23 protein-coding genes are annotated in these 25,915 nt (G+C 65.8%); 14 read left to right on the forward strand and 9 right to left on the reverse strand.

The genetic code is table 11. The annotated features are described in order from the left end of the window. The first annotated feature begins 31 nt into the window (after nt 1-31). From MJ606_RS16475 to MJ606_RS16525, 11 genes are all read left to right on the forward strand, one after another. Complete coding sequence (locus MJ606_RS16475) at nt 32-1,336, forward strand: ABC transporter permease (protein ID WP_243050639.1); 1,305 nt, start codon at nt 32-34, stop codon at nt 1,334-1,336. Nucleotides 1,337-1,346: 10 nt separating this feature from the next. Next, nucleotides 1,347-2,567 carry an FtsX-like permease family protein gene (locus MJ606_RS16480; protein ID WP_243050640.1) on the forward strand — a complete coding sequence of 407 codons (1,221 nt, stop codon included), beginning with the start codon at nt 1,347-1,349 and terminating at the stop codon, nt 2,565-2,567. A gap of 54 nt (nt 2,568-2,621) precedes the next feature. Beyond that, complete coding sequence (locus MJ606_RS16485) at nt 2,622-3,926, forward strand: ABC transporter permease (protein ID WP_243050641.1); 1,305 nt, start codon at nt 2,622-2,624, stop codon at nt 3,924-3,926. A gap of 7 nt (nt 3,927-3,933) precedes the next feature. Then, nucleotides 3,934-5,145 carry an FtsX-like permease family protein gene (locus MJ606_RS16490; RefSeq protein WP_243050642.1) on the forward strand — a complete coding sequence of 404 codons (1,212 nt, stop codon included), beginning with the start codon at nt 3,934-3,936 and terminating at the stop codon, nt 5,143-5,145. Between the two features lie 93 nt (nt 5,146-5,238). Then, entirely contained in the window at nt 5,239-7,059 is a 1,821-nt protein-coding gene (locus tag MJ606_RS16495; RefSeq protein WP_243050643.1) for a DUF885 family protein, read from the forward strand. A 184-nt stretch (nt 7,060-7,243) separates the two neighbouring features. Further along, a complete protein-coding gene (locus tag MJ606_RS16500; RefSeq protein WP_243050644.1) occupies nt 7,244-8,581 on the forward strand; it encodes a sigma-54 dependent transcriptional regulator in 1,338 nt (445 codons plus the stop codon). A 99-nt stretch (nt 8,582-8,680) separates the two neighbouring features. After that, nucleotides 8,681-8,995 (forward strand): hypothetical protein, encoded by a 315-nt coding sequence (locus tag MJ606_RS16505; RefSeq protein ID WP_243050645.1) that lies wholly within the window; start codon nt 8,681-8,683, stop codon nt 8,993-8,995. Between the two features lie 13 nt (nt 8,996-9,008). Next, entirely contained in the window at nt 9,009-10,391 is a 1,383-nt protein-coding gene (locus tag MJ606_RS16510; protein WP_243050646.1) for an ATP-binding protein, read from the forward strand. 68 nt (nt 10,392-10,459) lie between these two features. Beyond that, the gene (locus tag MJ606_RS16515) at nt 10,460-11,410 is read left to right on the forward strand and encodes an SPFH domain-containing protein (protein ID WP_243050647.1); all 951 of its coding nucleotides are present in this window, start codon (nt 10,460-10,462) and stop codon (nt 11,408-11,410) included. A 4-nt stretch (nt 11,411-11,414) separates the two neighbouring features. Beyond that, nucleotides 11,415-11,861: an NfeD family protein gene (locus tag MJ606_RS16520; RefSeq protein ID WP_243050648.1), complete on the forward strand. Its 447-nt coding sequence runs from the start codon at nt 11,415-11,417 to the stop codon at nt 11,859-11,861. A 1,062-nt stretch (nt 11,862-12,923) separates the two neighbouring features. Continuing rightward, entirely contained in the window at nt 12,924-14,198 is a 1,275-nt protein-coding gene (locus tag MJ606_RS16525) for a threonine/serine exporter family protein (protein ID WP_243050649.1), read from the forward strand. Between the two features lie 70 nt (nt 14,199-14,268). Here MJ606_RS16525 and MJ606_RS16530 read toward each other — a convergent pair whose 3' ends face one another. From MJ606_RS16530 to MJ606_RS16540, 3 genes are all read right to left on the reverse strand, one after another. Beyond that, the gene (locus MJ606_RS16530) at nt 14,269-14,595 is read right to left on the reverse strand and encodes an H-NS histone family protein (protein WP_243050650.1); all 327 of its coding nucleotides are present in this window, start codon (nt 14,593-14,595) and stop codon (nt 14,269-14,271) included. Nucleotides 14,596-14,906: 311 nt separating this feature from the next. Continuing rightward, nucleotides 14,907-16,604 (reverse strand): proline--tRNA ligase, encoded by a 1,698-nt coding sequence (locus tag MJ606_RS16535; protein ID WP_243050651.1) that lies wholly within the window; start codon nt 16,602-16,604, stop codon nt 14,907-14,909. 91 nt (nt 16,605-16,695) lie between these two features. Continuing rightward, nucleotides 16,696-17,124, reverse strand: a complete 429-nt coding sequence (locus MJ606_RS16540) for a DUF4124 domain-containing protein (RefSeq protein WP_243050652.1) — start codon at nt 17,122-17,124, stop codon at nt 16,696-16,698. 108 nt (nt 17,125-17,232) lie between these two features. On the opposite strand from MJ606_RS16540, the gene MJ606_RS16545 reads away from it, so the two are divergent. Genes MJ606_RS16545 through rimI form a run of 3 tightly spaced genes read left to right on the forward strand, consistent with a single transcriptional unit; the run spans nt 17,233 to nt 18,971 of the window. Further along, on the forward strand, nt 17,233-18,006 hold the full coding sequence (locus tag MJ606_RS16545; RefSeq protein WP_243050653.1) for a phosphatidylcholine/phosphatidylserine synthase: 774 nt from the start codon (nt 17,233-17,235) through the stop codon (nt 18,004-18,006). Between the two features lies 1 nt (nt 18,007). After that, nucleotides 18,008-18,490, forward strand: a complete 483-nt coding sequence (locus tag MJ606_RS16550) for a hypothetical protein (protein ID WP_243050654.1) — start codon at nt 18,008-18,010, stop codon at nt 18,488-18,490. 7 nt (nt 18,491-18,497) lie between these two features. Next, nucleotides 18,498-18,971, forward strand: a complete 474-nt coding sequence (gene rimI / locus MJ606_RS16555; RefSeq protein WP_243050655.1) for a ribosomal protein S18-alanine N-acetyltransferase — start codon at nt 18,498-18,500, stop codon at nt 18,969-18,971. 50 nt (nt 18,972-19,021) lie between these two features. Here rimI and MJ606_RS16560 read toward each other — a convergent pair whose 3' ends face one another. From MJ606_RS16560 to MJ606_RS16585, 6 genes are all read right to left on the reverse strand, one after another. Beyond that, nucleotides 19,022-21,850 carry a valine--tRNA ligase gene (locus tag MJ606_RS16560; RefSeq protein ID WP_243050656.1) on the reverse strand — a complete coding sequence of 943 codons (2,829 nt, stop codon included), beginning with the start codon at nt 21,848-21,850 and terminating at the stop codon, nt 19,022-19,024. 154 nt (nt 21,851-22,004) lie between these two features. Continuing rightward, nucleotides 22,005-23,075: a uroporphyrinogen decarboxylase gene (gene hemE / locus MJ606_RS16565; protein ID WP_243050657.1), complete on the reverse strand. Its 1,071-nt coding sequence runs from the start codon at nt 23,073-23,075 to the stop codon at nt 22,005-22,007. A 1-nt stretch (nt 23,076) separates the two neighbouring features. Next, complete coding sequence (locus MJ606_RS16570; RefSeq protein WP_243050658.1) at nt 23,077-23,337, reverse strand: WGR domain-containing protein; 261 nt, start codon at nt 23,335-23,337, stop codon at nt 23,077-23,079. 410 nt (nt 23,338-23,747) lie between these two features. Further along, the gene (locus MJ606_RS16575) at nt 23,748-24,254 is read right to left on the reverse strand and encodes a hypothetical protein (RefSeq protein WP_243050659.1); all 507 of its coding nucleotides are present in this window, start codon (nt 24,252-24,254) and stop codon (nt 23,748-23,750) included. A gap of 19 nt (nt 24,255-24,273) precedes the next feature. Further along, entirely contained in the window at nt 24,274-25,377 is a 1,104-nt protein-coding gene (gene aroB, locus MJ606_RS16580; protein ID WP_243050660.1) for a 3-dehydroquinate synthase, read from the reverse strand. Beyond that, the gene (locus tag MJ606_RS16585) at nt 25,374-25,913 is read right to left on the reverse strand and encodes a shikimate kinase (RefSeq protein ID WP_243050661.1); all 540 of its coding nucleotides are present in this window, start codon (nt 25,911-25,913) and stop codon (nt 25,374-25,376) included. The genes aroB and MJ606_RS16585 overlap by 4 nt, the downstream gene beginning before the upstream one ends. Nucleotides 25,914-25,915 lie beyond the last annotated feature (2 nt).

Raw genomic sequence — 25,915 nt, forward strand, 5'->3', positions numbered from 1 at the left:
TCGCTGAAGAGTATGGACGGAGGGGAAATCTATGTTCGGCTATTACCTGGATCTGGCGCTACGTAGCCTCAGGCGCAACAAGATGTTGACGGCATTGATGGTGCTCGCCATCGCACTGGGCATCGGCGCCAGCATGACCACCCTGACGGTGCTGCATGTGCTGTCGGGCGACCCGTTGCCGGGCAAGAGCGGCACGCTGTTCTATCCCCAGCTCGACCCGCAGGACATGGACGGCTATGAGCCAGGCAAGGAGCCGCCGCGCCAGGTCACCTGGATCGACGGCATGAACCTGCTGCATGCCCAGCGCGGCGACCGGCAGGCGCTGATGACCGGTGGCGCCGTGCCGGTACAGCCGACGCAATCGGGCATGGACCCGTTCTACAGCGATGCGCGCTATACGACGGGCGATTTCTTCGCCATGTTCCAGGTGCCATTCCTGTACGGACGTGGCTGGAGCGCGTCGGACGACGAGGGCAAGGCGCGCGTGGTGGTGATCACCCGCACGCTCAACGACAAGCTGTTCGCCGGCAAGGACAGCACGGGCCAGACCCTGCGCCTGAGCGACACCGCCTTCCGCATCGTCGGCGTGCTCGACAGCTGGCGCCCCAATCCCCACTTCTATGACGTGAACATGGGCAATTACGCCGCATCGGAGGACGTGTTCGTGCCGCTTGCCACCGCGCGCGAACTACGCATGGACCGCAATGGTTCGATGGACTGCTGGGGCAGCGGCGGCGGTGACGAAGAACATCTGGAAACCGCCACCTGCGTGTGGCTGCAGTTCTGGGTGCAGCTGGATAGCCCGGCCAAGGCTGCGGCGTACAAGGACTACCTCGTGCACTATTCGCAGGAGCAGAAATCGCTGGGTCGATTCGAGCGCCCGGTGAACGTGCGCCTGCCGAATCTGATGGAGTGGCTCGATATCAACAAGGTCGTGCCGGGCGACGTGCGCCTGCAGACCTGGCTGGCGCTGGGCTTCCTGCTGGTGTGCCTGGTAAATACGGTGGGCTTGATGCTGGCGAAGTTCCTGCGCCGTGCCGGCGAGCTGGGCGTGCGCCGGGCACTGGGCGCGTCCAAGCGCGAGGTGTTCATGCAACTGCTGGTGGAGGCGGGCGTGATCGGCCTGGCCGGCGGCATCGGCGGCCTGCTGCTGGCTTTCCTGGGGTTGTGGCTGGTTCGGCGGCAGCCTTCGGATTATGCGTCGCTCGCGCACCTGGACGTCTCGATGCTGCTGATCACCTTCCTGTTGGCGGTGGGGGCGAGCCTGCTGGCTGGCCTGCTGCCGGCCTGGCGCGCCTGCCAGATCACTCCCGCGCTGCAACTGAAGAGCCAGTAAGGACGACGCCATGGACATTCTTCCCATTCTTTCCACGTTGCGCCGTCACAAGATCACCGCCTTCCTGGTGATCATCGAGATCGCGTTGACCTGCGCCATCGTGTGCAATGCCGTGTTCCTCATCAGCCAGCGGCTGGACCGCATACACATGCAAAGTGGCGTGGCCGAGCACGAGCTGCTGCAGATCGTGCTTACCGACATCGGCGTCACCAAGGACGAAAAAGCACGCACGCTGACCGACATCGCGGCGCTGCGGCAGATTCCCGGCGTGACCGAGGTGGCCTCGGTCAACCAGGCGCCCTTCGGCAATTCGTCGTGGAACAGCGGCATCAAGCTGGACCCGAAGCAGCGGGTCTCCACGCTCAATGCAAGCACCTATTACGGCGAGAACGCCTTGCAGACGCTCGGCACGCAGCTGGTGATGGGGCGCAACCTGCAGCCCGACGATTACATGGACTTCGACGATGTGGTGAAGGCGGCCGCGGCGAAGGACCCCAAGGGCATTCCCAAGGTTACCGTCATCACTCAGACCCTGGCCGAACGGCTGTGGCCGGGCCAGGGCGCTCTTGGCAAACAGATCTATCTCTCCGACTACCCGATCACCGTGGTGGGCGTGGTGAAGGATCTGGTGCGGCCATCCATTTTTGACGATGCCGCGGCCAAGTTCAGCATGGTGTTTCCGGTGCGCATCACCGAAGGGCAATACCTCATCCGCACCGCGCCGGAAAACCGCGATGCGGTGCTGAAGGCCGCGCTGGAAAAGCTGAAGGCCATCAACCCGCACCGGGTCGTGCTCAAGAAGCGATCGATGGACGAGATGCGCCACGACTTCTTCCAGAACGACCGTGCCATGGCCGGTCTGCTGGTGGGCGTGTGCGTGGCCCTGCTGGTGGTCACCGCGCTGGGCATCGTCGGCCTGGGCAGCTTCTGGGTGGCGCAGCGGCGTCGGCAGATCGGCGTGCGCCGGGCGCTGGGCGCCACGCGGCGCAACATCCTCAACTACTTCCAGACCGAGAACTTCCTGCTCGCCACCATCGGCATCGTGGTGGGCATGGTGATGGCCTACGGCATCAACCTGCTGTTGATGGTGCATTACGAGCTGCCCCGGCTACCGGCCATCTATTTCCCGGTGGGCGCGCTGCTGCTCTGGGCGATTGGCCAATTGGCGGTGCTGGGACCGGCCATGCGGGCTGCGGCGGTGCCGCCGGTGGTGGCGACGCGATCCGTATGAGTAGAGGTTTTACTTCCAGCCATTTTTGACTTCGTCGAGCAAAGGGATTTATTCGTGCTTCGCTACTATGTCGATCTGGCCTTGCGCAGCCTTCGGCGTGACAAGGTACTTACCGTGTTGATGGTATTGGCACTGGCGTTGGGTATTGGGGCGTCGATCACCACGCTGACTGTGCTGCGCTTGCTGTCCGGCGATCCACTGCCGCAGAAAAGCAGCCAGCTTTACTACCCGCGTATCGATCCCAATCCAAGGAATGGTTACATCGAAGGGCAGACCAAGCCCGAAGCGGTCATGACTTATGTCGACGCGATGAACCTGCTCAACGCGCATCGCGCTAAGCGACAGGCGGCCATGGCGCTGATGCAGGCCAAGGTGGCGCCGCTGCGCGCGCATGAGCGTCCGTTCTACAGCGACGGCGTGATGACCACGTCCGATTTCTTCACGATGTTCGATGCGCCGTTCCAGTACGGCGGCGGCTGGACGCCGACCGATGATGCAAACCGCGCACAACTGGTGGTGATCGCCGGCTTTCTCAACGACAAGCTGTTTGGTGGCGCCAACAGCGTCGGCAAGACCATTCGCATCGAAGACCACGATTTCCGCATCGTTGGTGTGCTGAAGGACTGGTCGCCGCAGCCGCGGTTCTATACGCAAGAGCTGGGCGGGCGCAGCTACGGTGATGGTGAAGCGGTCTTCCTGCCGCTGGCGGCGGCGCGGGCCATCGACATCACCCCCAACAGCGTTAACTGCTTTGCCAGCGTTTCCGATATGAAGCACCTGGAAACCCAGCCTTGCATGTGGCTGGGCTTATGGGTGGAACTTGGCGATGCGGCGGCGGTGGCCAGCTACAAGGAGTTCCTCGCCGGCTATGCGAATCAGCAGCAATCGCTAGGCCGCTTCCAACGTACCGAGACCGACTTGCCGGACCTGATGCAGTGGTTGCGCGATGAGCAGGTCGTGCCTGACGACGTCCGTCTCCAGGCGGCACTGGCTTTTGGATTCCTGCTGATCTGCGTGGTCAATACCGTAGGATTGCTGCTGGCCAAGTGCCTGCGCCGCTCGGGCGAGATTGGCGTGCGCCGTGCGCTGGGCGCTACCCGGCGCGACGTCTTTGTACAGTTCATGGTGGAAGCGAGCATGGTCGGGCTGGCCGGTGGCTTGCTGGGGCTGGTCTTTACCGAGCTGGGGTTGTGGGGCGTGCGCCATCAGCCAGCCCAGTACGCCAGTCTTGCGCATCTGAACATCGAGATGTTCCTGTTTACCTTCGTGGTCGCTCTCGTTGCCAGCCTTATCGCGGGTTTGCTCCCGGCATGGCGCGCCTGCGTACTCGCGCCCGCTCCACAACTGAAGGCTGCCTGAGGTGATCATGGAAATTCGGCCCGTTTTCGCCAGCCTACGCAAACACCGCATTCCCGCCATGCTGATCGTGCTGGAGATCGCGTTGGCCTGTGCCGTGTTATGCAACGCGGTTTCCATGATCGGTCAGCGCGTCAATGACGTGCGGCTTTCGAACGCCATCGATGAGCAAGGCGTGGCCGTCGTCTCGGTCGACGGCAACAACCCCGCCCTCATAGCCAGCGATATACCGCGTAATCTCGCTGCATTGCGTGGTATCGCCGGGGTACAGGCCGCGGCAGTCGTATCCACGCTGCCGTTGAGCCATAACAACTGGGGCTGGAGTTTCGGCCTTACCCCTGATTCGCTATTGACCGACAAGGACACCACCAACATCTCGATGTACTTCCTCGGTCAGGGCGGCCCGGAGGCGTTGGGGTTGCAGCTTCTGCAAGGACGTTTTTTCAACGGGGACGAATACGCCGGCAGCGCACTCAACGGCTCGCCTTTGCCCAGTACGCATGTCGCGGTGGTGACACGGCGCCTGGCCGAGCAGCTCTGGCCGGGACAGCCCGCGTTGGGTAAGACGTTCTACTCCAAGCCCTATGCCTATACGGTGGTCGGCGTGGTAGCCGATGTGTTGCGCCCTTCGGTGAATGCTACGAACGTATATCAAAGCGCGTTCTTCCCGCTAAGCGGGGATGCAAGCCTCAGTCATTACGTGCTGCGCAGCGCGCCGCAGGACCGTGATCGTGTCGTCCGGGAAGCGGAGCAGAAGCTGGCCGACCTGGATGGCACCACGGTGGCCAAGGGCGTGTCCTACGAGGACATCCGCACCCGCTATTTCGCCAATACCAGCAGCATGGCCTGGCTGCTCGTGCTGGTCTGCGTGGTGATGTTGGCGGTGACGGCACTGGGGATCGTGGGCCTTACTAGCTTCTGGGTGGGGCAGCGTCGGCGCCAGATCGGCATCCGCCGCGCGGTGGGTGCCTCGCGCGGGCATATCCGCCAGTACTTCCAGACCGAGAATTTCGTGCTTACCACGGCTGGCGTGGTTATCGGCATGGGACTGGCCTTTGTCCTCAATGTCTACCTTATGCGTCATTACGAAATGCGCATGATGCCCTGGTACTACCTGCCAGCCGGCGCCATCGCGCTCTGGCTGCTTGGCCAACTGGCGGTACTGGGACCGGCCATGCGGGCCGCGGCGGTGCCGCCGGTGGTGGCGACCCGGTCCGTTTAGTCCGGATGAAGGCCGACCCGTGCTGTTCGGCACGGGTTGTGACCCTCGTCGGGGTGGAGAATAGGCGTCACTTTCAACCCGAGGGGTAGGCTCATGAAGATCGGTCCGCGTATGGTGTTGGCGGGTTTGCTGATGTCGGCCGCAGGTGCCGGCGCGGTATATGCGGCGCCGCCGCAGGCTGCGCAGGCGGATGTGGCCACGCGCGTGAAGGCGCTCAATGCCCTGCTCGCCGAGCAGTGGCAGCACAACCTGGAAAATGCGCCGGAGTTCGCCACCATCCTGGGTGACCTGCGCTACAACGATCGCTGGAGCGATGCCTCGCTCGCCCACGCCCAGGCCGAATACGCCAAGACGCAGGATTTCCTCAAGCGTTTCGAAGCCATCGACACCACCGGTTTTTCCGACGACGACAAGCTCAACCAGCAGTTGATGGTGCGCCAGCTCAAGGATGCGTTGCGTGCGCACGACCTGAAGCTGGACGAGATGCCGTTGGATCAGATGAACGGCGCTCACCTGGAACTGGCCGGCTTCGTCAGCTCCATTCCGTTCGACAACACCAAGGAATACGACGACTACCTGGCGCGCCTGAAGGCGGTGCCGGCGTTGCTCGATCAGGTCACCAGCGTGGCCCGGCAGGGCCTGAAGGACGGCATGATGCCGCCCAAGTACCTGCTGGAGAAAGTGGTCACGCAGATCGACAGCATCGGCACGCCGGCCGGCATCGACAGCGTGTTCGCCGAACCGCTGAAGCACTTCCCCAAGTCGGTTTCTGCTGCCGATCAGAAGCGCCTGCATGACGCCATCCTCGTCGCCATCGACAACGATGTGCGCCCGGCCTACAAGAAGCTGGGCGAGTTCGTGGCCAAGGATTACGCGCCGCACGGCCGCACTGAACCGGGCGTGTGGCAGTTGCCCAACGGCGATGCCATCTACCAGTTCGACGTGGAGCAGATGACCACCACCAAGGAAACGCCGGAACAGATCCACGAGATCGGCCTGGCCGAGGTCAAGCGCATCGAAGGCCAGATGACCGAGATCGCCAAGGCGCAGGGTTACCAGGACCTGCCGAGCTTCCGTGCCGCGCTCAAGACCAACCCCAAGACGCACGCCACCTCGCGCGAGGACATCCTCAACCGCTATCGCAACTACCTGGCCGGCATGCAGCCGGAACTGCCCAAGCTGTTCGGCATGCTGCCCAAGACCAAGGTGGAAGTGGTGCCGGTGGAGCCGTTCCGCGAGAAGGAAGCCGCCGCCGCCGAGTACCACCAGGGCACGCCGGACGGTTCGCGCCCGGGCCAGATCTTCGTCAACACCGGTGATTTCGCCAATCGCAGCGTGCTGACGATCGAGTCGACCGCCTACCACGAAGGCATCCCCGGCCATCACATGCAGATCTCCATCGCGCAGACGCTGCCCAAGCTGCCGCCGTTCCGCCAGCAGGCCGGCTACACCGCCTACATCGAGGGTTGGGCGCTGTATGCGGAACAGCTGGGTAAGGAGCTGGGCTTCTACAAGGACCCGCTGTCCTACTACGGCCGCCTCTCCGACGAACTGCTGCGCGCCGACCGCCTCGTGCTCGACACCGGCGTGCACTACAAGCACTGGACGCGCCAGCAGATGGTGGACTTCTTCCACGAGCACTCCAGCGAGGACGAGCCGGACGTGCAGGCCGAGACGGACCGCTACATCACCTGGCCGGGCCAGGCGCTGGCCTACAAGACCGGCCAGCTGAAGATCGTGGAGCTGCGTGAGCATGCGAAGAAGGAGCTGGGCGACCAGTTCGACATCCGTGCCTTCCATGACGAGATCCTCGGCGGCGGCGCGCTGCCGCTGGACGTGCTGGAAGCACGCACCGATGCCTGGATCGCCGCCGTGAAGGCCGGCAAGGCGCCGGCCCATCCAGCCAAGAGCTGAGCGGCACCTGCGCGCGCCGCCGGGTGCGGCGCGCGCAGGCCCGTGACGGCCTGCTGCGTACCGCGGCGGGGCGCCCCGGCCATCGGGCGGCTGGGCCAATATCAGCCTCCTGGCGACGAATCGCTCGAAAGATGGCAACCTTTTGGCGTGGAGCTGCATCCACGTCTACATGTGCAAACGACGAATGCGAACCGTACTGATCATCGACGACAACCCGGCCGTGGGCGAAGCGCTTTCGCTGGCGCTCTCGCTGCATGACATCCGTCCGCTGATCGCATTGACGCCCGAGCAGGGCCTGGCGCTGCTGGAGCACGAGCGGATCGACGTGGTGATCCAGGACATGAACTTCACCGCCGACACCACCTCGGGCGAGGAGGGCATCGCGCTGTTCCGGGCCATCCGCCAGCGCCATACCGACCTGCCGGTGGTCCTGCTCACCGCCTGGACGCACCTGGAAACCGCGGTGGAGCTGGTCAAGGCCGGCGCCGCCGACTATCTCGCCAAGCCCTGGGACGATGCCAAGCTGCTGGCCACGGTGGAGAACCTGCTGGAGCTTTCCGAATCCACCCGCGAGGTGGCGCGCGCGCGCAACGAGCGGCGCAAGCGCCGCGAAGACCTGCAGCGCCGCTATGACCTGGACGGCCTGGTGTTCGCCTCCGAGGCAATGGCCCGCACGCTGGACCTGGCCTGCCAGGTGGCCCGTTCGGACGTCCCCGTGCTCATTACCGGCCCCAACGGCGCCGGCAAGGAACGCATCGCTGCGATCGTGCACGCCAACTCGGCGGCCAGGCGCGGCGCCTTTATCGCGGTCAACTGCGGCGCGCTGCCCGGCGAACTGATCGAGGCCGAGCTGTTCGGCGCCGACGCGGGGGCCTATACCGGCGCCAACAAGGCCCGCGAGGGCCGCTTCGAGCTGGCCGACGGCGGCACCCTGTTCCTCGACGAAATCGGCAACCTGCCGTTGTCGGGGCAGGTGAAGCTGCTGCGCGTGCTGGAAACCGGCCAGTTCGAACGGCTGGGCTCCGGGCGTACGCGCCAGGTGAAGGTGCGCGTGCTGAGCGCGACCAATGCCGACCTCAAGGCCATGATCCGCGCGGGCACCTTCCGTGAAGACCTTTACTACCGCCTCAATGTGATCGAGGTGAACCTGCCGCCGCTGTCCGAGCGCATCGACGATATCCTGCCACTGGCCGAGCACTTCCTGGGCGGCCGTGCGGAGCTGGGCGATGCCGCGCGCGAGTCGCTGCTGTCCTATCCATGGCCGGGCAACGTGCGCGAGCTGAAGAACGCCATCGAACGCGCGGCGTTGCTGGCCGGCGAGGGCCGCATCACGCCCGAACAGCTCAACCTGCCGCAGGTGGCCTCCTCGGCGGTGCGCAATCTGGACGAACCCAGCCGCGAAACGGTGGAGGCCGCGCTGGAGAAGGCGGGTGGCGTGGTCAGCCGCGCCGCCACGGCGCTGGGGTTGTCGCGCCAGGCGCTTTATCGACGCATGGAACGCTACGGCCTGGCCCAGGCCTGAGCGATGCTCCTGCAGGGGCAGCCCTGCCGCGCCATCGGTCATGATTGCCGTGGCCGGCGATGGCGAGGATGATGTCCGCTGTGCCGATGGAGTTTCGCCATGCGCTATCGCCACCTTCCTATCGTGCTGCTTCTGTTGTGCGCCAGTGCGGCAGCGCAAGGCGTTGCGCCGCCGGCCGTCCCGCCCGGCGATCGTTGGACCCTGGTACAGCCCGCGCCGGCCGCCACCAGTGGCGGTGCCTATCGCGATGCGTTGAGCACCGCCGCCAACGACGCCCAGCGTTTCAATTTCAGTGGCCAGCCGCCCAAGGACAATGCGCCGCCCGATCAAACGCCGATTCGCGTGATCATCAACAACGGTCACGGCCCCCATGTGAATTGCGTGCCGATGGGAGTGTCCGGCGCGTGTCATTGAAAGGGAGCCGTACATGCGGCGTGGCCTGAGTTCGCTTGAGTCGCGCATGGTCCTGTTGCTTGGCCTGGCCGGTGTGTCGGGCGCACTGGTCTATGCCGGCGTCACCCAATGGCCGCTGCCGCAGATGCTGGTGTGGATGCGCCACGACATGGGCATCGACCTGGGTGCGCCGGCTCACTTCAGTTTCTACGGCGCGCTGATCGTATCGGTGCTGCTGCTGTTGCCTTTGACGTTCTGGCTGGGGCATCGCGTGATGTCGCCCATCACCAAGCTGCTGCGCGCGCTGGAAGGCGCGGTGGCGAGCTATCGCGATGGCGATTTCAGCTTCTCCATCGCCGCTTCGCGCCGCGATGAACTGGGCGAACTCATCCGCATGCATAACGCGCTGGGACAGACCCTGCGCGAGCAGCGCCAGAACCTCGCGCAACGCGAGCTGTTGCTCGACACCGTGGTGCAGAACACCCCGGTGGCACTGGTATTGACCGACGCCAGCGGTCGCGTCACCTATGCCAACATCGCGGCGCGCCATTTGTTCAACGAAGGACGCACGCTGCATGGCCTCGATTTCATCGAGCTGCTGAGCGACAGCCCCGAGGCGTTGCGCCGCGCGGTGGAAGGCGGCGAGGACGCGCTGCTCACGGTGGAAATGGACGGCGGCGAAGAAACCTTCCACCTGTCGCAGCGCAGCTTCCGCCTGCAGGGCCGGCCGCATCGGTTGCAGCTGTTCCGGCGCATGACGCGCGAGTTGTCGCGACAGGAAGTGGCCACGTGGAAGCGGGTGATCCGCGTGATCAGCCACGAGCTCAACAACTCGCTGGCGCCGATTTCCTCGCTGGCGCATTCCGGTGCCGAACTGGCCCGTCGCGGCGACACCACCCGCTTGCCGGGCGTGTTCGCCACCATCGGCGAGCGCGCGCGTCACTTGCATGGCTTTATCGCCGGCTATGCCAGCTTCGCCAAGTTGCCGGCACCGCAGCCGGTGGCGATTCCATGGAAGTCCTTCCTCGACGGACTCTCCCTGCACTGCCAGTTCCAGCTGCGCGGTTCCATGCCCGAGCAGCCGGGCTGGTTCGACGCGGCGCAGATCGAGCAGGTGCTGATCAACCTGATCAAGAACGCGCACGAATCCGGCAGCGCCGATGACGAAGTGACATTGTCGTTGACCGTCATCGGTCGTGACCTGCGCATCGAGGTGGCCGATCGTGGCCCCGGCATGAGCGAAACCGTGCTGGCGCAGGCGTTGCTGCCGTTCTACTCGACCAAGCGTTCCGGCACCGGCCTGGGCCTGGCCCTGGCCCGTGAGATCGTGGAGGCACACGGCGGCCGCATCGCCCTGGCCAACCGCGAAGACGGTGGTTTGCGTGTCAGCCTTCTCCTGCCGCTAGGCACCAAGTAACCCGTTATCCAGCAGCCAGAGGCCTCGCCTATACTCCCGGCATCTTTCATGGATGCGGGGATCAGGCAATGGGACAGCTGTTTGCGTTGGTGGTAGTGGTCGTCGCGGTCATCATCCTGGCCAAGCTGGTGCGCATCGTGCCGCAAGGCTACGAGTGGACCGTCGAGCGTTTTGGCATGTACACGCGCACGCTCACGCCCGGCCTGCATTTCCTCATACCGGTGATGTACGGCATCGGCCGCAAGATGAACATGATGGAGCAGGTGCTCGACGTGCCCTCGCAGGACGTCATCACCAAGGACAACGCCGTGGTGCGCGTGGACGGCGTGGTGTTCTACCAGGTGCTGGACGCGGCCAAGGCCGCCTATGAGGTGGCCAACCTGGAGCAGGCCGCGCTGGCGCTGATCATGACCAATATCCGCACCGTGCTCGGCTCGATGGACCTGGACGAATCGCTCAGCCAGCGCGATGCCATCAACGCCAAGCTGCTGAAGGTGGTCGACGAAGCCACCCACCCGTGGGGCGTCAAGGTCAACCGCATCGAGATCAAGGACATCGCGCCGCCGCGCGACCTGGTCGATTCGATGGCACGCCAGATGAAGGCCGAGCGCGAAAAGCGCGCCAACATCCTCGATGCCGAAGGTTTCCGCCAGGCGGCCATTCTCAAGGCCGAGGGCGAAAAGCAGTCGGTGATCCTGGCCGCCGAAGGCGAGAAGGAAGCCGCCTTCCGCGCCGCCGAGGCCCGCGAGCGTTCGGCCGAGGCGGAAGCCAAGGCGACCGCGATGGTGTCCGAGGCCATCGCCAACGGCAACGTCAACGCGCTCAACTACTTCGTCGCCACCAAGTACGTCGAGGCGCTGAAGGAAATGGCCAACTCGCCCAACCAGAAGATGCTGCTATTGCCGATGGAAGCCACCGGCATCCTCGGCTCTCTGGCCGGCATCGCCGAGCTGGCCAAGGAATCGCTGGGCCAGCAGCAGGCCGGTACGGTCCGGCGCACGCCGCCGCCGGTGGGTTGAGACGATGGAAGCCATGGCCTTGCACTACTGGTGGTGGATCCTCGCCCTGCTGCTGATCGCCGTGGAGGTGGTGCTGCCCGGTTATTTCATGTTGTGGATCGGCATTGCCGCCGGTGTGACTGGCCTGGTGCTGCTGGTGGTCCCCGGCATGTCGGTGATCAGCCAGTCACTGCTGTTCGCCGTGCTGGCCTTCCTTTCCTGCGCTGCCTACTGGTATCTCCTGCGCCCCAAGCTGATGCGCAACGAACCCGGCGACGCCCGCCTCAACCGTCGCGGCGAGCAAAAGATCGGCCAGCGCTACGTGCTGGTCGAGCCCATCGTCAACGGGCGCGGCAAGGCCCAGGTGGATGATGGCCAGTGGCTGGTGAGCGGGCCGGATTTGCCGGTGGGGAGCATGGTGGAGGTGGTGGGGGTGGACGGGACGACGTTGTTGGTGAGGGCGGTGGAGTAGGGGGCTTGCTCTGGGCGCGCGATTGCCGCGCGGGTGGGGGATGTCTTTGGCTCGGCATCCCTGCGGAAGCTGGATAAGCGCAAGGCATACTTTTGATCGTCATTCCTGCGAAAGCAGTGGTCCAGTGACTTTCGTCTTTTCCTTGGTCGCGGTCGCCAGGGTGCCGCCTGCGCGGCGGGCGTTTCGATCGTCTGCCGACGCTCGAGTCACCTCTCTTTGCTGGCCCACGCATGCGCAGGAGCGCATGCGAACGGCGAAGCCGGCCCGAAGGGCGAAGGGCAGGATGCCCGGAGTAAAGAGAAGTAACCCAGAGAAATGGCCTGAAGAGCTGGCAGCATTGCGCTGGGAAAAGCCTGAACGCTCGAGGTGACCTGCCAGGGGACAACCTCCGCCGCTACACAGCGGTGACACCATAGCGCTGCGTAACGCGCCACCGCGCTGATGACTTAAAGCGGCGCGTTTCGCGCTTTGATTCCCTCTCCCCTTCGGGGAGAGGGTTGGGGTGAGGGGACAATCTAGCCTCAGTAGTGGTTAGAACCATGGGTACTGCTACCTTCAGGAGCTATAGCAACCCATCAGCACCGCCACACCGGCTTTAAGCCCTCTTCGCTATGGCGCGTTGCGCAGCGCTATGGCCCTACCGCTGTGTAGCGGCGAAGGCGTCCCGCAGCGAGGCCCCAGAGGCCATTCTGGCTGGTATTCAATGCAATGCTACGAGCCTTGGCCTTAAAGGCCATTTTCTTTGGGTTACTTTTCTTTTGGGCCAGCAAAAGAAAAGTGACTCGGCCTCCGGCAGGAGGTCGAAACGCCCGCCGCGCAGGCGGCACCCTGGCGACCACGCCAACAAAAGCGAAAACCAATGCCCCCTTTTGCAGGCATGACGATCAAAAGCGCCCTCCGCGCTTGCCCTGCCTATGCCGGGACGAAAAGCAAAACGCCTGGCACTCCATCATCCCCAACGCTGACATCAGCCATCCAAATCAGTTCTACTAGCCCCATGCAGAATCTCCCCTACCACACGCCAACACCGCGCCCCGCGCAAACCACCCCGGCATGCACTCGATGAACCATTCCGTCGTCGTCACGCCGCTGGCTACCGCGCCGCTCAATACCCGTATCGCTTTCCTGCTGGAGCTGGCGCGTCGCCTGCATCAATACGGCACGGCGGCGCCGCGCCTGGAAGGGGCGATCGCGGGGGCGGCGCAGCGGCTTGGGCTGGTGGCGGATGTGTGGTCCAGCCCGACGGCGATCATCATTTCGTTTACCGACCTGACCCAGGGCGAGGACGAGGTGGCGCAGGTCACCCAGGTCATGCGCCTGGCGCCGGGCGATGTGAACCTGGCCCGGTTGTCCGAAGCCGATGCCATCGCCGACAAGGTGATCGCCGGGGATTTGGGGTTGCGCGAAGGGTTCCGCCTGCTGCGCGACCTCGGGCGGCCGGATACGCGGCGCGCGCAGGCGGGCGTGATCGGCAGCTATGGCCTGGCGGCGGCCAGCGTGGTGGCGCTGTTGTTGCACAGTTCGTGGCCGGACCTGATCACGGCCGCGCTGATTGGACTCATCATCGGCAGCATCACCGTGCTGTCGGCCACGCGTCCGCGGCTGGCCGTGGCCAGCGAGGCGATCAGTGCATTGGTGGCCACCACCATCGCCATCGTGGTGAGCCAGTTCGTGGTGCCGCTGGCGATCAAGTCGGTGATCCTGGCAGGGCTGATCGTGCTGATGCCCGGCATGGCGCTGACCACGGCTGTACGAGAGATCTCCAGCCAGCACCTGGTGGCCGGCGTAGCCCGCATGGGCGGCGCCATCGCCACGCTGATCAAGCTCACCTTCGGTACGGTGGCGGCCACCCAGCTCTGCCTGGCGCTGGGTATCGAGGGGCGTGACTACATCCTGCCGCCGTTGCCGTCATGGACGGATTACCCCGCGCTGCTGGTCGGTGCCTTCGCGTTTGCCATTTCGTTCCGGGCGGCGCGGCGCGACTGGCTGGTGGTGATGGCGGCGGTGGTGCTGGGTTATCTGGCCACGCGCTGGGGCGGCGCATTGGCGGGCAAGCTGCCGGCGGCGCCGTTTGGCGTTTTCCTGGGCGGCCTGACCCTCGGCAGCGTGGCCAATCTCTATGCGCGTTTCGTGCATCGGCCGGGCGCGATCGTGCGGGAGCCGGGCATTATCTTGCTGGTGCCGGGCAGCGTCGGTTTTCGCAGCGTGTCCTATCTGCTGGAACGCGATACCACGCTGGGCATGGATACCAGCATGCTGCTGATTACCCTTCTGATAGCGCTGGTGGCGGGGTTGCTATTCGGCGATTTGCTGATTGCGCCACGCCGTTCGCTGTAGATTTCCATGCGGCAAGGAAAAACGCCGGCGCAAGGCCGGCGTTTTCATGGCATGAGGTTGGGAGCGGCGATCAGATCGCCAGGTCCTTTTCCTTCTTGCCGGCCTTCAGCGCGTCGTTGAACCAGCGCGGGCGCTTGCCGCGGCCGGACCAGGTCTGCTCCGGATCGGCCGGATTGCGGTACTTCGGCGCCACCGTGCCGCCACTGCGGCGGGTCTTGACGCCACGGCCGTGACCGAAAATGTCCTCGAAGACATAACCTTCGGCCTTGATCAGTGCGTGGATCTTTTCGCGCAGCTTGACCACTTTTTCCTTGCGCAATTCGTTCTGGCGCTGCTGGGCCTTGGTAATCAGTTCATTGAGCTGATTGTGATTGAGGTTCTTGATATCAACGGCCATAGGTAACTCCCGGGAGTGAGTAATTGGCTAATTAGATGGGCGCCGTCTGCTTTTGGACAAGGCGGCCTCGATTCCTTTTTGATTCTTACTGATGTGGCCTTTAATTGCAAAGCGCAGGTTATTGCAACGCGCATGCAAAATGACAAATCAATGGATGATTACATCCGGGCATGTCGTGGCATGGCGAAATGCGTAATACATGGATCACCCATATTCCAGAGAGTTCATGAGGGCGAATACCCCGTTGCGCTGTCGGAAAATAAAAACGGCCGCGAATGCGGCCGTTTTTATTCCGCGCAAAGGCGACTTGCTCAGCCAAGCAGGGCGAACAGCTCGTCCTGGGTAATGGCACGGGCCTCGGCCTGGTCGCGGGCGCGATATTCCAGCGTGCCGGCGGCCAGGCCACGCTCGCTGATGACCACGCGGTGGGGAATGCCGATCAGCTCCATATCGGCAAACATGGCGCCCGGGCGCAGGCCGCGATCGTCCAGCACGGCCTCGATGCCGCGCTGGTTCAATTGCGCGTATAGCGCTTCGGCGGCCTGGGTAATCTCCGGCGCATGCTTGGGATTGATCACGCACACGGCGATACGCCACGGCGCCATGGCTTCCGGCCAGATCATGCCGGCGTCGTCGTGGCGCTGCTCGATGGCGGCGGCCACGATGCGGCTGACGCCGATGCCGTAGCAACCCATGGTCATCACCTGGGCCTTGCCGTTCTCGTCCAGCACGGTGGCCTTGAGCACCTCGGCGTATTTCTTGCCGAGCTGGAACACGTGGCCCACCTCGATGCCGCGCGCCATGCGCAGCGTGCCCTTGCCGTCGGGCGACGGATCGCCCTCGACCACCTTGCGGATGTCTTCGATGCGGGTGACGCGCGCATCGCGCTCCCAGTTGGCGCCGGTGTAGTGGGTGCCGTCCTGGTTGCCGCCACAGACGAAATCGGCGAGCACGGCGGCGCTGCGGTCGACGATGACCGGCACCGACGCGGGCAGGCCGACCGGGCCGAGGAAGCCCGGGCGCGTGCCGGTGAGGGCAAGGATCTCTTCCTCGCTGGCCAGCTCGGATTCGCCGGGCAGTTCGGCCAGCTTGCCGGCCTTGACCTCGTTGACCTCATGGTCGCCGCGTACGCACAGGGCCACCAGGCCATCGGTGCCGCGCACCAGGATGGTCTTGATGCATTGCTGCGGCGACACCTTGAGGAAGGCGGCCACGTCGTCGATGGTCTTCTGCGTGGGCGTGTCCACCCGCTGCAGCGGGGCGGCGGGGGCGGGGCGCTCGGTGGCAGGGGCCAGCGCCTCGGCCTTCTCGATGTTGGCGGCGTAGTCGGAGCCGTCGGAGAACACGATGGCGTCCTCGCCCGAGTCGGCCAGCACCTGGAATTCATGGCTGGCGTTGCCGCCGATGGCGCCGGTGTCCGCCTGCACGGCACGGAACTTCAGGCCCAGGCGGGTGAAGATGCGCGAGTAGGCCTGGTACATCGCCTCATAGGTTTCCGCCAGCGATTCCTGGGTGAGATGGAAGGAGTAGGCGTCCTTCATCAGGAACTCGCGCGCGCGCATCACGCCGAAGCGCGGGCGGATCTCGTCGCGGAACTTGGTCTGGATCTGGTAGAAGTTGACCGGCAGCTGCTTGTAGCTCTTGAGCTCGTTGCGCGCGAAGTCGGTGACCACTTCCTCGGCGGTGGGGGCGTAGCAGAATTCCTGCTCCTTGCGATCCTTGATCTTCAGCAGCTGTCCGCCGAATTTCTCCCAACGGCCGGTTTCCTCCCACAGCTCCCGCGGCTGCATGGTCGGCATCAGCATTTCGATGGCGCCGGCGCGGTTCATTTCCTCGCGCACGATGGCTTCCACCTTGCGCAGCACGCGCAGGCCCAGCGGCGACCAGTTGTAGAGGCCCGAGGCGAGCTTGCGGATCATGCCGGCGCGAACCATCAGCTGGTGGCTGGCGATTTCGGCGTCGGCGGGGACTTCCTTGACGGTGGCCAGGTGGAATTGGCTAAGGCGCATGCGGGCGGATCCGGCGGAGAAAGAGGCCGATTATAGCGATCCGCGGTGCCGACTCCGACGCCTGGTGGGCCGATTTGCCGTGCGGAGCGGCTTAGCCGCCCGCGCAGAACTGCTGGTATTGGGTTTCGGCGGCGGCCTGCTGCTGCTTGCGCTGGTCGGCGTCGATGACCTTTTGCTGGCCGTCCTGCTCCATCACCACCGGGCCGTCGCTCTTGAGCGTGTCGATATTGCTCTTGACCGCGCTGCAGAATTCGGCGCGGTTCTGCGGGGTATTGGCCACCGGCTTGTTGCCCTGGGCCGGTTTGGCGGAGGCGTCGCTGGCCGCGCTGTTCGACTCCGGCGCCGGCGCGGCCAGTGGCTCCACCGTGCCGGTGGTGGTCACCTTGCTGTACTTGGTGCCCTGCGCGGGCGGTGCGTCGGAGTAGTGCACCGTGCCGTTGGCGTCGGTCCACTTGTAGGCCTGGGCGGCAGCCAGGGGCGCGACGAGCAGTAACGCGGTGGCAGTCAGCAGGCGGCGCATGGTGTTCTCCGGGGCTTGAGACAAGGTGCGCAGCATCCTTACACCCCCTCCGCCCGGACTCAAGCGGCGGATGGTTTACACTGCGCGTATTCCGTCACGGATTGATTCATGAGCGACAGTACGCCAGTCCGCCCCCCTCGTCACCGGGGCATCTACCTGCTGCCGAACCTGTTCACCACCGGCGCGATGTTTGCCGGCTTCTACGCCATCGTGATCAGCATCGGCGGCGATTACAGCTCGGCCGCCATTGCCGTGTTCGTGGCCGCACTGCTGGACGGCATGGACGGTCGCGTGGCCCGGCTGACGGGTACCCAGACCGAGTTCGGCGTGCAGTACGACTCGTTGTCGGATCTGGTGAGTTTCGGCCTGGCGCCGGCGCTGGTGATGTACAACTGGTCGTTGTCGACGCTGCGCGATTTCGGCCCCACCTGGGGCAAGATCGGCTGGGCCGCCGCCTTTATCTATGCCGCCTGCGCGGCGCTGCGCCTGGCCCGCTTCAACACCCAGGTGGGGGTGATCGACAAGCGCTATTTCCAGGGGCTGGCCAGCCCGGCGGCGGCAGCGGTGTGCATGTCCTTCGTGTGGAGCATGGACAAGTTCGGCATCCTCGGCGAGGAGGTGTGCTTCATCACGCCGGTGATGGCCGTGGTGGTGGGCCTGCTGATGGTCAGCCGTTTCCGCTACTACAGCTTCAAGTCGTTGCCGATGGCCGACGGGCGCGTGCCGTTCCTGTGGATCATCGTCGGCGTGCTGGTGCTGGTACCGTTCTTCATCGACCCGCCGCGCGTGCTGTTCGTGGTGTTCACGCTATACCTGCTGTCCGGGCCGGTGATGACCCTGTGGGGCCGCGCCACCCGTCGCCGTCGCCGCGGGGTGGCCTGACATGGCCACGCTGGCGCATGCCTCCACGGCGCATCGTGAGCGCGTATTGCGCGTGCTTGGCGTCACGCCGTGGGTGCGTCGCGTATCGTCCCAGCCGGTGGCTTTCGATGAGCCTGCCCCGGCAGCACCGTCGCCTGGCGCGCCCGGTGACTGCGTCGTGGTGCTGCCCGCCGGTTGTTCTTCGCGCGAACTGGATCTGGTCGGCCGCGCCTTGACGTCCTTCGGCCCGGTGCTGGCCCGTGCGCCGCGCATCGAGGTGAGCAACGGCCAGTTGCCCGCCGCGCCGGAAGCCCGGGCCTACCTGGTGTTTGGCGAGGCCCAGGCGCATGCGTTGGGCCGCGAACTGCCTGCCGCGGCCTTGAGCCGTGCGCACATCGTGCTGGCCGACGAACCCGCCGGGGTGCTCGCCTCGGCCGCCGGCAAGCGCCGGTTGTGGAATGCCTTGCGCAGCCTGCGTCGCGCGCTGGCCGGCCCGGCGGAGTGAGTCGCGCATGGTTGCCGTCGCCCGCCCCCGTGCCGAGATCCGCGCCATGCGGCGCGACGACCTTCCCCTGGTCGCGCAGATGGAAGCGGTCTCCTACGACTTTCCCTGGACCCAGGGCATCTTCGGCGACTGCCTGAAGGCCGGCCACCCGTGCTGGGTGATGTGGGTGGAGGGCGTCATGGCCGGCTACGGCGTGCTTTCCGTGGCCGCCGGTGAAGCGCATGTGCTCAATATCTGCGTGGGGCCCGATCATCGTGGGCTGGGGCTGGGGCGCCTACTGATGCGCCGCCTGCTGGATATCGCCCGCTGGAATGGCGCCACCCGCGTCTTCCTGGAAGTACGCCCATCCAATCCGGTGGCGCAAAGCCTGTATCGCTCGATGGGCTTCGAGGAGATCGGCCGCCGGCCGAAGTACTACCCGGCCAAGGATGGCCGCGAGGACGCCATGGTGATGGCGCTGGATCTGCTGCCCGCCGCGTAAGGCTTTTTGCAGGAGCGCACCCTGTGCGCTCCTGCAGGTACCGGGCCGGGTTATCCCAGCTTCTGCGCCTGCTCGCGCAGGGCGTTGAGCTGGGTGCCCCAGTCGGCGATGCGCTGGCGCTCCTGCGCCACCACCTCGGCCGGCGCATTGGCCACGAAGTTGGCGTTGCCCAGCTTGCCTTCGCACTTCTTGATCTCGCCCTCGATGCGGGCGATTTCCTTGCCCAGGCGCGCCTTCTCGGCACCCAGGTCGATCAGGCCGGCCAGCGGAATCAGCACGCGCATCGAACCCACCACGGCGGCCGCCGCGGCGGGCTCGTCGGCACCCGAGGCGATCCACTGCGGTGCGTCGACGCGGGCGAGGAAGCTGATCTGCGCGGCGAACTTGGCGGCGCGCGCGCGATCGCTGGCGTCGCCGTCGGCGAGCAGCAGCGGGATGGTCTTGCCCGGCGCGATGTTCATTTCCGCGCGGATGCGGCGGATCCCGCTCAGCACGTTCTTGAACCACTCGACCTCGGCGGTGGCGGCATCGTCGGCCGTGATCTCGTCGGCGCGCGGCCACGGCCGCTGCATCAGGCCTGCTTCGGCAAGGCCCAGCTTCGGCGCGACCGACTGCCAGATTTCCTCGCTGATGAACGGCACGATGGGGTGCAGCGCGCGCAGCACGGTTTCCAGCACCACCACCAGCGTGTGGCGGGTGGATGCGGCGGCGAGCGCGTCGTCGCCATTCAGGGCGGGCTTGGACAGCTCCAGGAACCAGTCGCAGAACTCGTTCCAGGTGAACTCGTACAGCTCCTGCGCGAGCAGGTCGAAGCGGTAGCTGGTGAAGTGCTGCTCCACATCGGCCAGCGTTTGCTTGAGGCGGGTGAGAATCCAGCGCTCGGCCTCGGTGACCGGCGCGGCGGCGGGTGCCGGCAACTCGCCCTCGGGCAGGTTCATCAGCACGAAGCGCGCGGCGTTCCACAGCTTGTTGCAGAACGCCTTGTAGCCTTCGGCGCGCTTGATGTCGAAGTTGATGGTGCGGCTGTAGCTGGCCAGCGCGACGAAGGTGAAGCGCAGCGCGTCGGTGCCGATGGCGGGAATGCCGGCCGGGTAGTCCTTGCGGATGCGCTTTTCCACTTTCTCGCGCACCTGCGGAATCAGCAGCGACTTGGTGGACTTTGCCACCAGCGGCTCCAGCTCGATGCCGTCGATCAGGTCCAGCGGGTCCAGCGTGTTGCCCTTGGACTTGGACATCTTCTGGCCTTCCGCATCACGCACGATGGCGTTGATGTAGACCTCGCGGAACGGCACGCGCCCGGTGAAGTACTTGGTCGCCATCACCATGCGCGCGACCCAGAAGAAGATGATGTCGAAGCCGGTGACCAGCACCGCGCTGGGCAGGAAGATCTGGTCGTGCTGCCAGTCGGCCACGATGTCGCCGTGCTCGTTCTTCACCGGGCCATCGGCCGGCCAGCCCAGGGTGGAGAACGGCCACAGCGCGGAGCTGAACCAGGTGTCCAGCACGTCGTCGTCCTGGCGCAGCGCGCCGACCGGGGCGACGGTGGCGTGCGCACGCGCATCGGCCTCGTCCTCGCCCACGAAGATGTTGCCGGCCTCGTCGTACCACGCCGGGATGCGATGGCCCCACCACAGCTGGCGACTGATGCACCAGTCCTGGATGTTTTCCAGCCATTGCGTGTAGGTGGTGCTCCAGTTCTCCGGCACGAACTTGATGTCGCCGCCGCGCACGGCCTCCAGCGCCGGTTCGGTGATGGCCTTGCGGCCGCCTGGACGTCCATCCGCCAGCACGTCGCTGGTGAGGTCGAGGAACCACTGGTCGGTGAGCATCGGCTCGACCACCGCGTCGGAGCGCTGGCTCACCGGCACCTGCAGCTTGTGCGGCTTGGTCTCGACCAGCAGGCCTGCGGCTTCCAGGTCGGCCAGCACGCGCTTGCGCGCCTCGAAGCGATCAAGGCCCTGGTATCTGGCCGGTGCGTTCTCGTTGACCTTGGCGTCGAGCGTGAAGATGTTGATCGGCGCCAGGCCATGGCGCTGGCCGATGGCGTAGTCGTTGAAGTCGTGCGCCGGGGTGATCTTCACCGCGCCGGTGCCGAACTCGCGCTCCACGTAGTCGTCGCCGATCACCGGGATCTGGCGATCACTCAGCGGCAGCGCCAGCGTCTTGCCGATCAGGTGCGCGTAGCGCTCGTCTTCCGGATGCACGGCCACGGCCACGTCGCCCAGCATGGTTTCCGGACGCGTGGTGGCCACCACGATGCTTTCGCCGCTGCCGGTGACCGGGTAGCGGATCGACCACATATGGCCATCGCGCTCGACGTTGTTCACTTCCAGGTCGGACACGGCCGTGCCCAGCGCCGGGTCCCAGTTCACCAGGCGGTTGCCGCGATAGATCAGGCCGGCGCGGAACCAGTCCACGAACACCTTGCGCACGGCGGCCGACAGGCCCGGGTCCATGGTGAAGCGCTCGCGCGACCAGTCGGCGGCGACGCCCAGGCGGCGCATCTGGTGGGTGATGGTGGAGCCCGATTCCTCCTTCCACTGCCACACGCGCTCGATGAACGCCTCGCGGCCCAGGTCATGGCGCGTCTTGTGTTCCACCGCCAGCTGGTTTTCCACGATCTTCTGCGTGGCGATGCCCGCATGGTCGGTGCCCACCTGCCACAGCGTGTTCATGCCGCGCATGCGCTGGTAGCGGATCAGCATGTCCATCACGGTCTGCTGGAACGCATGGCCCATGTGCAGCGTGCCGGTGACGTTCGGCGGGGGCAGCAGGATGCAGTACGGCTCGCCATGACCGGAGGGCTTGAAGTCGCCGCTGGCTTCCCAGCGGGCATACCACTTCGACTCGATCTGGCTGGGCTCGAAACTCTTGTCCATCGGGGGCTCGCGATTGCGCGCCGGGGCCGGCGCGTGGGGATTGACGTCAAAGGGCCAATTGTACGGGCGGGGGGGCTGGGGTGCCATTTCCGTCCATACCATCCATCACCCGTCATTCCCGCTTTCGCGGGAATGACGGCGCCGGGGGCGGGGATTATTGGCCGCGCAGCTGGCGGCCGTAGGCGTGCACCTCGTCCACCAGCACCTTCACGTGCCCGGGGTCGACTTCCGGGGTGATGCCGTGGCCCAGGTTGAACACATGGCCTGGGTGGTTGCCGTAGCTGTCCAGCACGCGGCGCGCCTCGCGGCGGATCACCTCGGGGTTGGCGCGCAGCACGGCCGGGTCCAGGTTGCCTTGCAGGGCCACGCGGCCGGCAACGGCCTGGCGGGCGTCGGCCAGGTCGATGGTCCAGTCCACGCCCAGGCCGGCGCAGCCGGTGTCGGCCATGCTGGCCAGGTGCTGGCCGGCGCCCTTGGAGAACAGGATCACCGGCAGCTCGCGGCTGTGCGGGCTGGCTTTCAGCGCATCGACCACCTGGGCCAGGTAGCGCAGCGAGAACTCGCGGAACGGGGCCGGCCCGAGCAGGCCGCCCCAGGTGTCGAACACCATCAGCGCCTGTGCGCCGGCGGCGGCCTGGGCGATCAGGTAGGCCGCCACGGACTGCGCGAGGGTGTCCAGCAGCTGGTGGGCGAGGGCGGGGTCGTTCCAGCACATCGCCTTGAGGCGGGCGAAATCGCGCGAGCCCTGGCCTTCGACCATGTAGCAGGCCAGCGTCCACGGGCTGCCGGAGAAACCGATCAGCGGCACGCGGCCGTGCAACTCCTGGCGGATCAGCCGCACCGCGTCCATCACGTAGCGCAGTTCGCCTTCCATATCGGGCACGCCGAGCCGGTCGATATCGGCCTTGGTGTGCAGCGGGTGGGCAAACTGCGGCCCCTCGCCCTGGGCAAAGGTAAGCCCCAGGCCCATCGCGTCGGGAATGGTGAGGATGTCGGAGAACAGGATGGCCGCATCCAGCTCGAAGCGCTCCAGCGGCTGCAGGGTCACCTCGCAGGCCAGTTCCGGGTTCTGCGCCAGCGCCATGAAGCTGCCGGCGCGCGCGCGGGTGGCGCGGTACTCGGGCAGGTAACGGCCGGCCTGGCGCATGACCCAGATGGGCGTGGTGTCGGTGGCCTCGCGGCGCAGGGCGCGCAGGAAGCGGTCGTTCTTCAACACATCGGTCATTTCAGGATCCGTAGGGGCCGTCCTGGCCCTGGCTGAACATCACACGGAAGCCGCGCTTGAGTTGCGCGTCGCGTGCCTTTTCGAAGGCGGCGAGCGCGTCGTCGCGCTCCAGGAACTGCTCGCGCTTGAGCGTGGCCTTGCCGCCCTGCACGCCCGATTCGCGGTACAGCGTCCACCCGCCCAGCAGATCCTGCTCCAGCACGATCTGGACGTAGCGTGGCGCTTCGGCGGTTGCGGTCACGGCTTGCAGATAAAGGCGCATGGAGTCCGATTCGAAGGCGGGGGTGGAAACGGCGAAGATTCACATTCTAGAAGGCCGGGAGCCTGTGGGCGAGCGCGACGGCGTCGCAGCCTCGCATCCTGACCGCCAGGCGATGGCCGCACCCATCAGGCCCGCAGCCGTCAGCAGGCCTGCAAAGATGACGTGCTCGCTGTGGCGTTCAAGCGCCTTGCCCCGCGGATAGCGGCCCAAGGTCGGCAGCAGGGGCGCTCCGCGGCCCAACTTCGGTCAGAAGTTCGTACACCACGCGGGCAACCACGCCCAGCGCATGAATGATCAGCGCTCCCATGGTGCGGCCGCGATCTCGAAGGGTCCGTGCTGCTTCGATCAAGCAAAAGGTTGTGCGATGACGCGTCGATGATCCGCGCACCCGCGACGCGGCACCTCAGGATTCACGGCAAGGTCACCGGCGCCGTCTCAGGAACTTCGTGCGCTTCCAGCAGGCGGAACTGCCCATGTTCGAAGACGTAACGGTAGATGCCGTGGCCGTGCTCGTTGCGGCTGCCGGCCACGACCAGCAGCGCGCTGTCGATGCGGTAATCCAACGGCATGATCTCGGTGTCGAACGACGCATCCTCCGGCCCCCAGCTGACGGTGAACGGGAGCCAGTGCACCTCGCCGGTGCGCGCATCCAGGGCGAAGATCTGCAGGCAGCTACTGCCGCAGCCAAACGCGGAGAGGATGTGGTGCCCGGCGAAATTGACCTTCTCGCTGGAAGCCGCCGTGCGGATCATCGTCCGATAACGCTTGTCCTGCGCAGAACGAAGCGCCGGTGTTGCCGTGGGCCCGTGGTACAGCGGTTGAGCGGGGTAATCGCCGAAGCCCTGCGTCGCCGCCAGGGCCACGCCGAAGTGGCATGCCATCAGCAGGCCAAGCCACGTGCAGGCGGCCCGGCGCATTACGGCGTACCCCGCAGAGTCACCGGCAGTTGTCGCGAAGCACGGCGAGCACGGCGGCTTCATCCACGCCACCGACGATCTCCGCGCGACCGACGCCGCGCCAGAGAATCAGCCGCAGCGTGCCGGCGAGGTTTTTCTTGTCCAGCCGCATCAGCGCGAGCAACTGCTCCGCATCCATGCCGGGGGGAATGGTCGTGGGCAGGCCCACGGCATCGAGCAGGCGATGCAGCCGTGCGGTATCCGCCGCGGCGCTCATGCCCAGACGTTCGGATAACTGCGCCGCCAGCAGCATGCCCACCGCCACGCCTTCGCCATGCAACAGCACCTTGTACTTGCCGGCTGTTTCCAGCGCGTGGCCGAAGGTGTGGCCCAGGTTGAGCAGGGCACGCTCGCCCTGTTCGGTTTCGTCGCGCGCCACCACGCCGGCCTTGTATTGCACCTTGCGCGCGACGGCTTCGATCAGCGGCGCCGTGTCGCGTGCATTCAGCGCAGCGGCATTCGCTTCCAGCCAGGCGAAGAAGTCGGGATCGCCGATGGCGGCGCCCTTCACCACTTCGGCGAGGCCGGCACGGTATTCGCGCTCGGGCAAGGTGGTCAGCGTGTCGATATCGGCGATCACCGCGCGCGGCTGGTGGAATGCGCCCACCAGGTTCTTGCCGGCGGGCAGGTTCACACCCGTCTTGCCGCCGACCGAGGAATCGACCATTGCCAGCAGCGTGGTCGGCATCTGGATGAAGTCGATGCCGCGCATCCAGCAGGCCGCGCTGAAGCCGGCCAGGTCGCCCACCACGCCGCCGCCCAGGGCGATCACGCAGGCGTCGCGGGTGGCGCCGAGCTGGGCCAGTGCCTCCAGCGCGCGGCCGACGTTGGCGAAGGTCTTGTGCGCCTCGCCGTCGTCGAGCAGGAACGACGACCAATGCAGCCCGTCCAGCCCTTCGGCCACGCGTTGCAGGTAAAGCGGCGCCACGGTGGTGTTGCTGATCACCAGCGCGTGGCGTCCGCGCAGGGCGGCGCGCCAGCGTGCGTGGTCGCTCAGCAGGCCGGGGCCGATCCATACCGGATAGCTGCGCGCGCCCAGGGCGACGTCGATGGTGTGCAGACGGGAGTCGGAAGTCGTGGTCATGCGGCGTGCTGGCGCTGCCAGTGTTGGTCGATCAGGAGAATGCTGCGATCGCTCGCCGCGTGGACATGTTCGTGGACGCCCGGAATCACCAGGTCGGCGATCTCGCGATAGAACGGCGTGCGTCGCTCGGCCATGGCGGTCAGGCGTTCCGCGCGATCGGTGCCGGCCAGCAGGGGGCGCTGCCGGTCATGCGCCAGGCGTTCCAGCTGCTGCTCCAGCGTGGCCTGCAGCCACAGCACATAGCCGCGCTCGGTGAGCAGGCGGCGGTTGGCCGGATCGAGCACCGCGCCCGCGCCGGTGGCCAGCACCACACCGCGGCGACGGCTGCATTCGTCCAGCAGCTGGCTCTCGCGCAGGCGGAAGCCGGCCTCGCCCTCGATCTCGAACACCGTGCTCACCGGCACGCCGCACTGATGCTCGATCTCCTGGTCGAGATCGACGAAGCTCAGCCCATAATGCTCGGCAAGCCGACGTCCGATGGACGTCTTGCCGGCGCCGGTCGGGCCGACGATGAACAGGTTGCACGATGGATTCATGG

It is taken from the genome of Dyella sp. RRB7 (assembly GCF_022761115.1).
Classification (GTDB): domain Bacteria; phylum Pseudomonadota; class Gammaproteobacteria; order Xanthomonadales; family Rhodanobacteraceae; genus Dyella.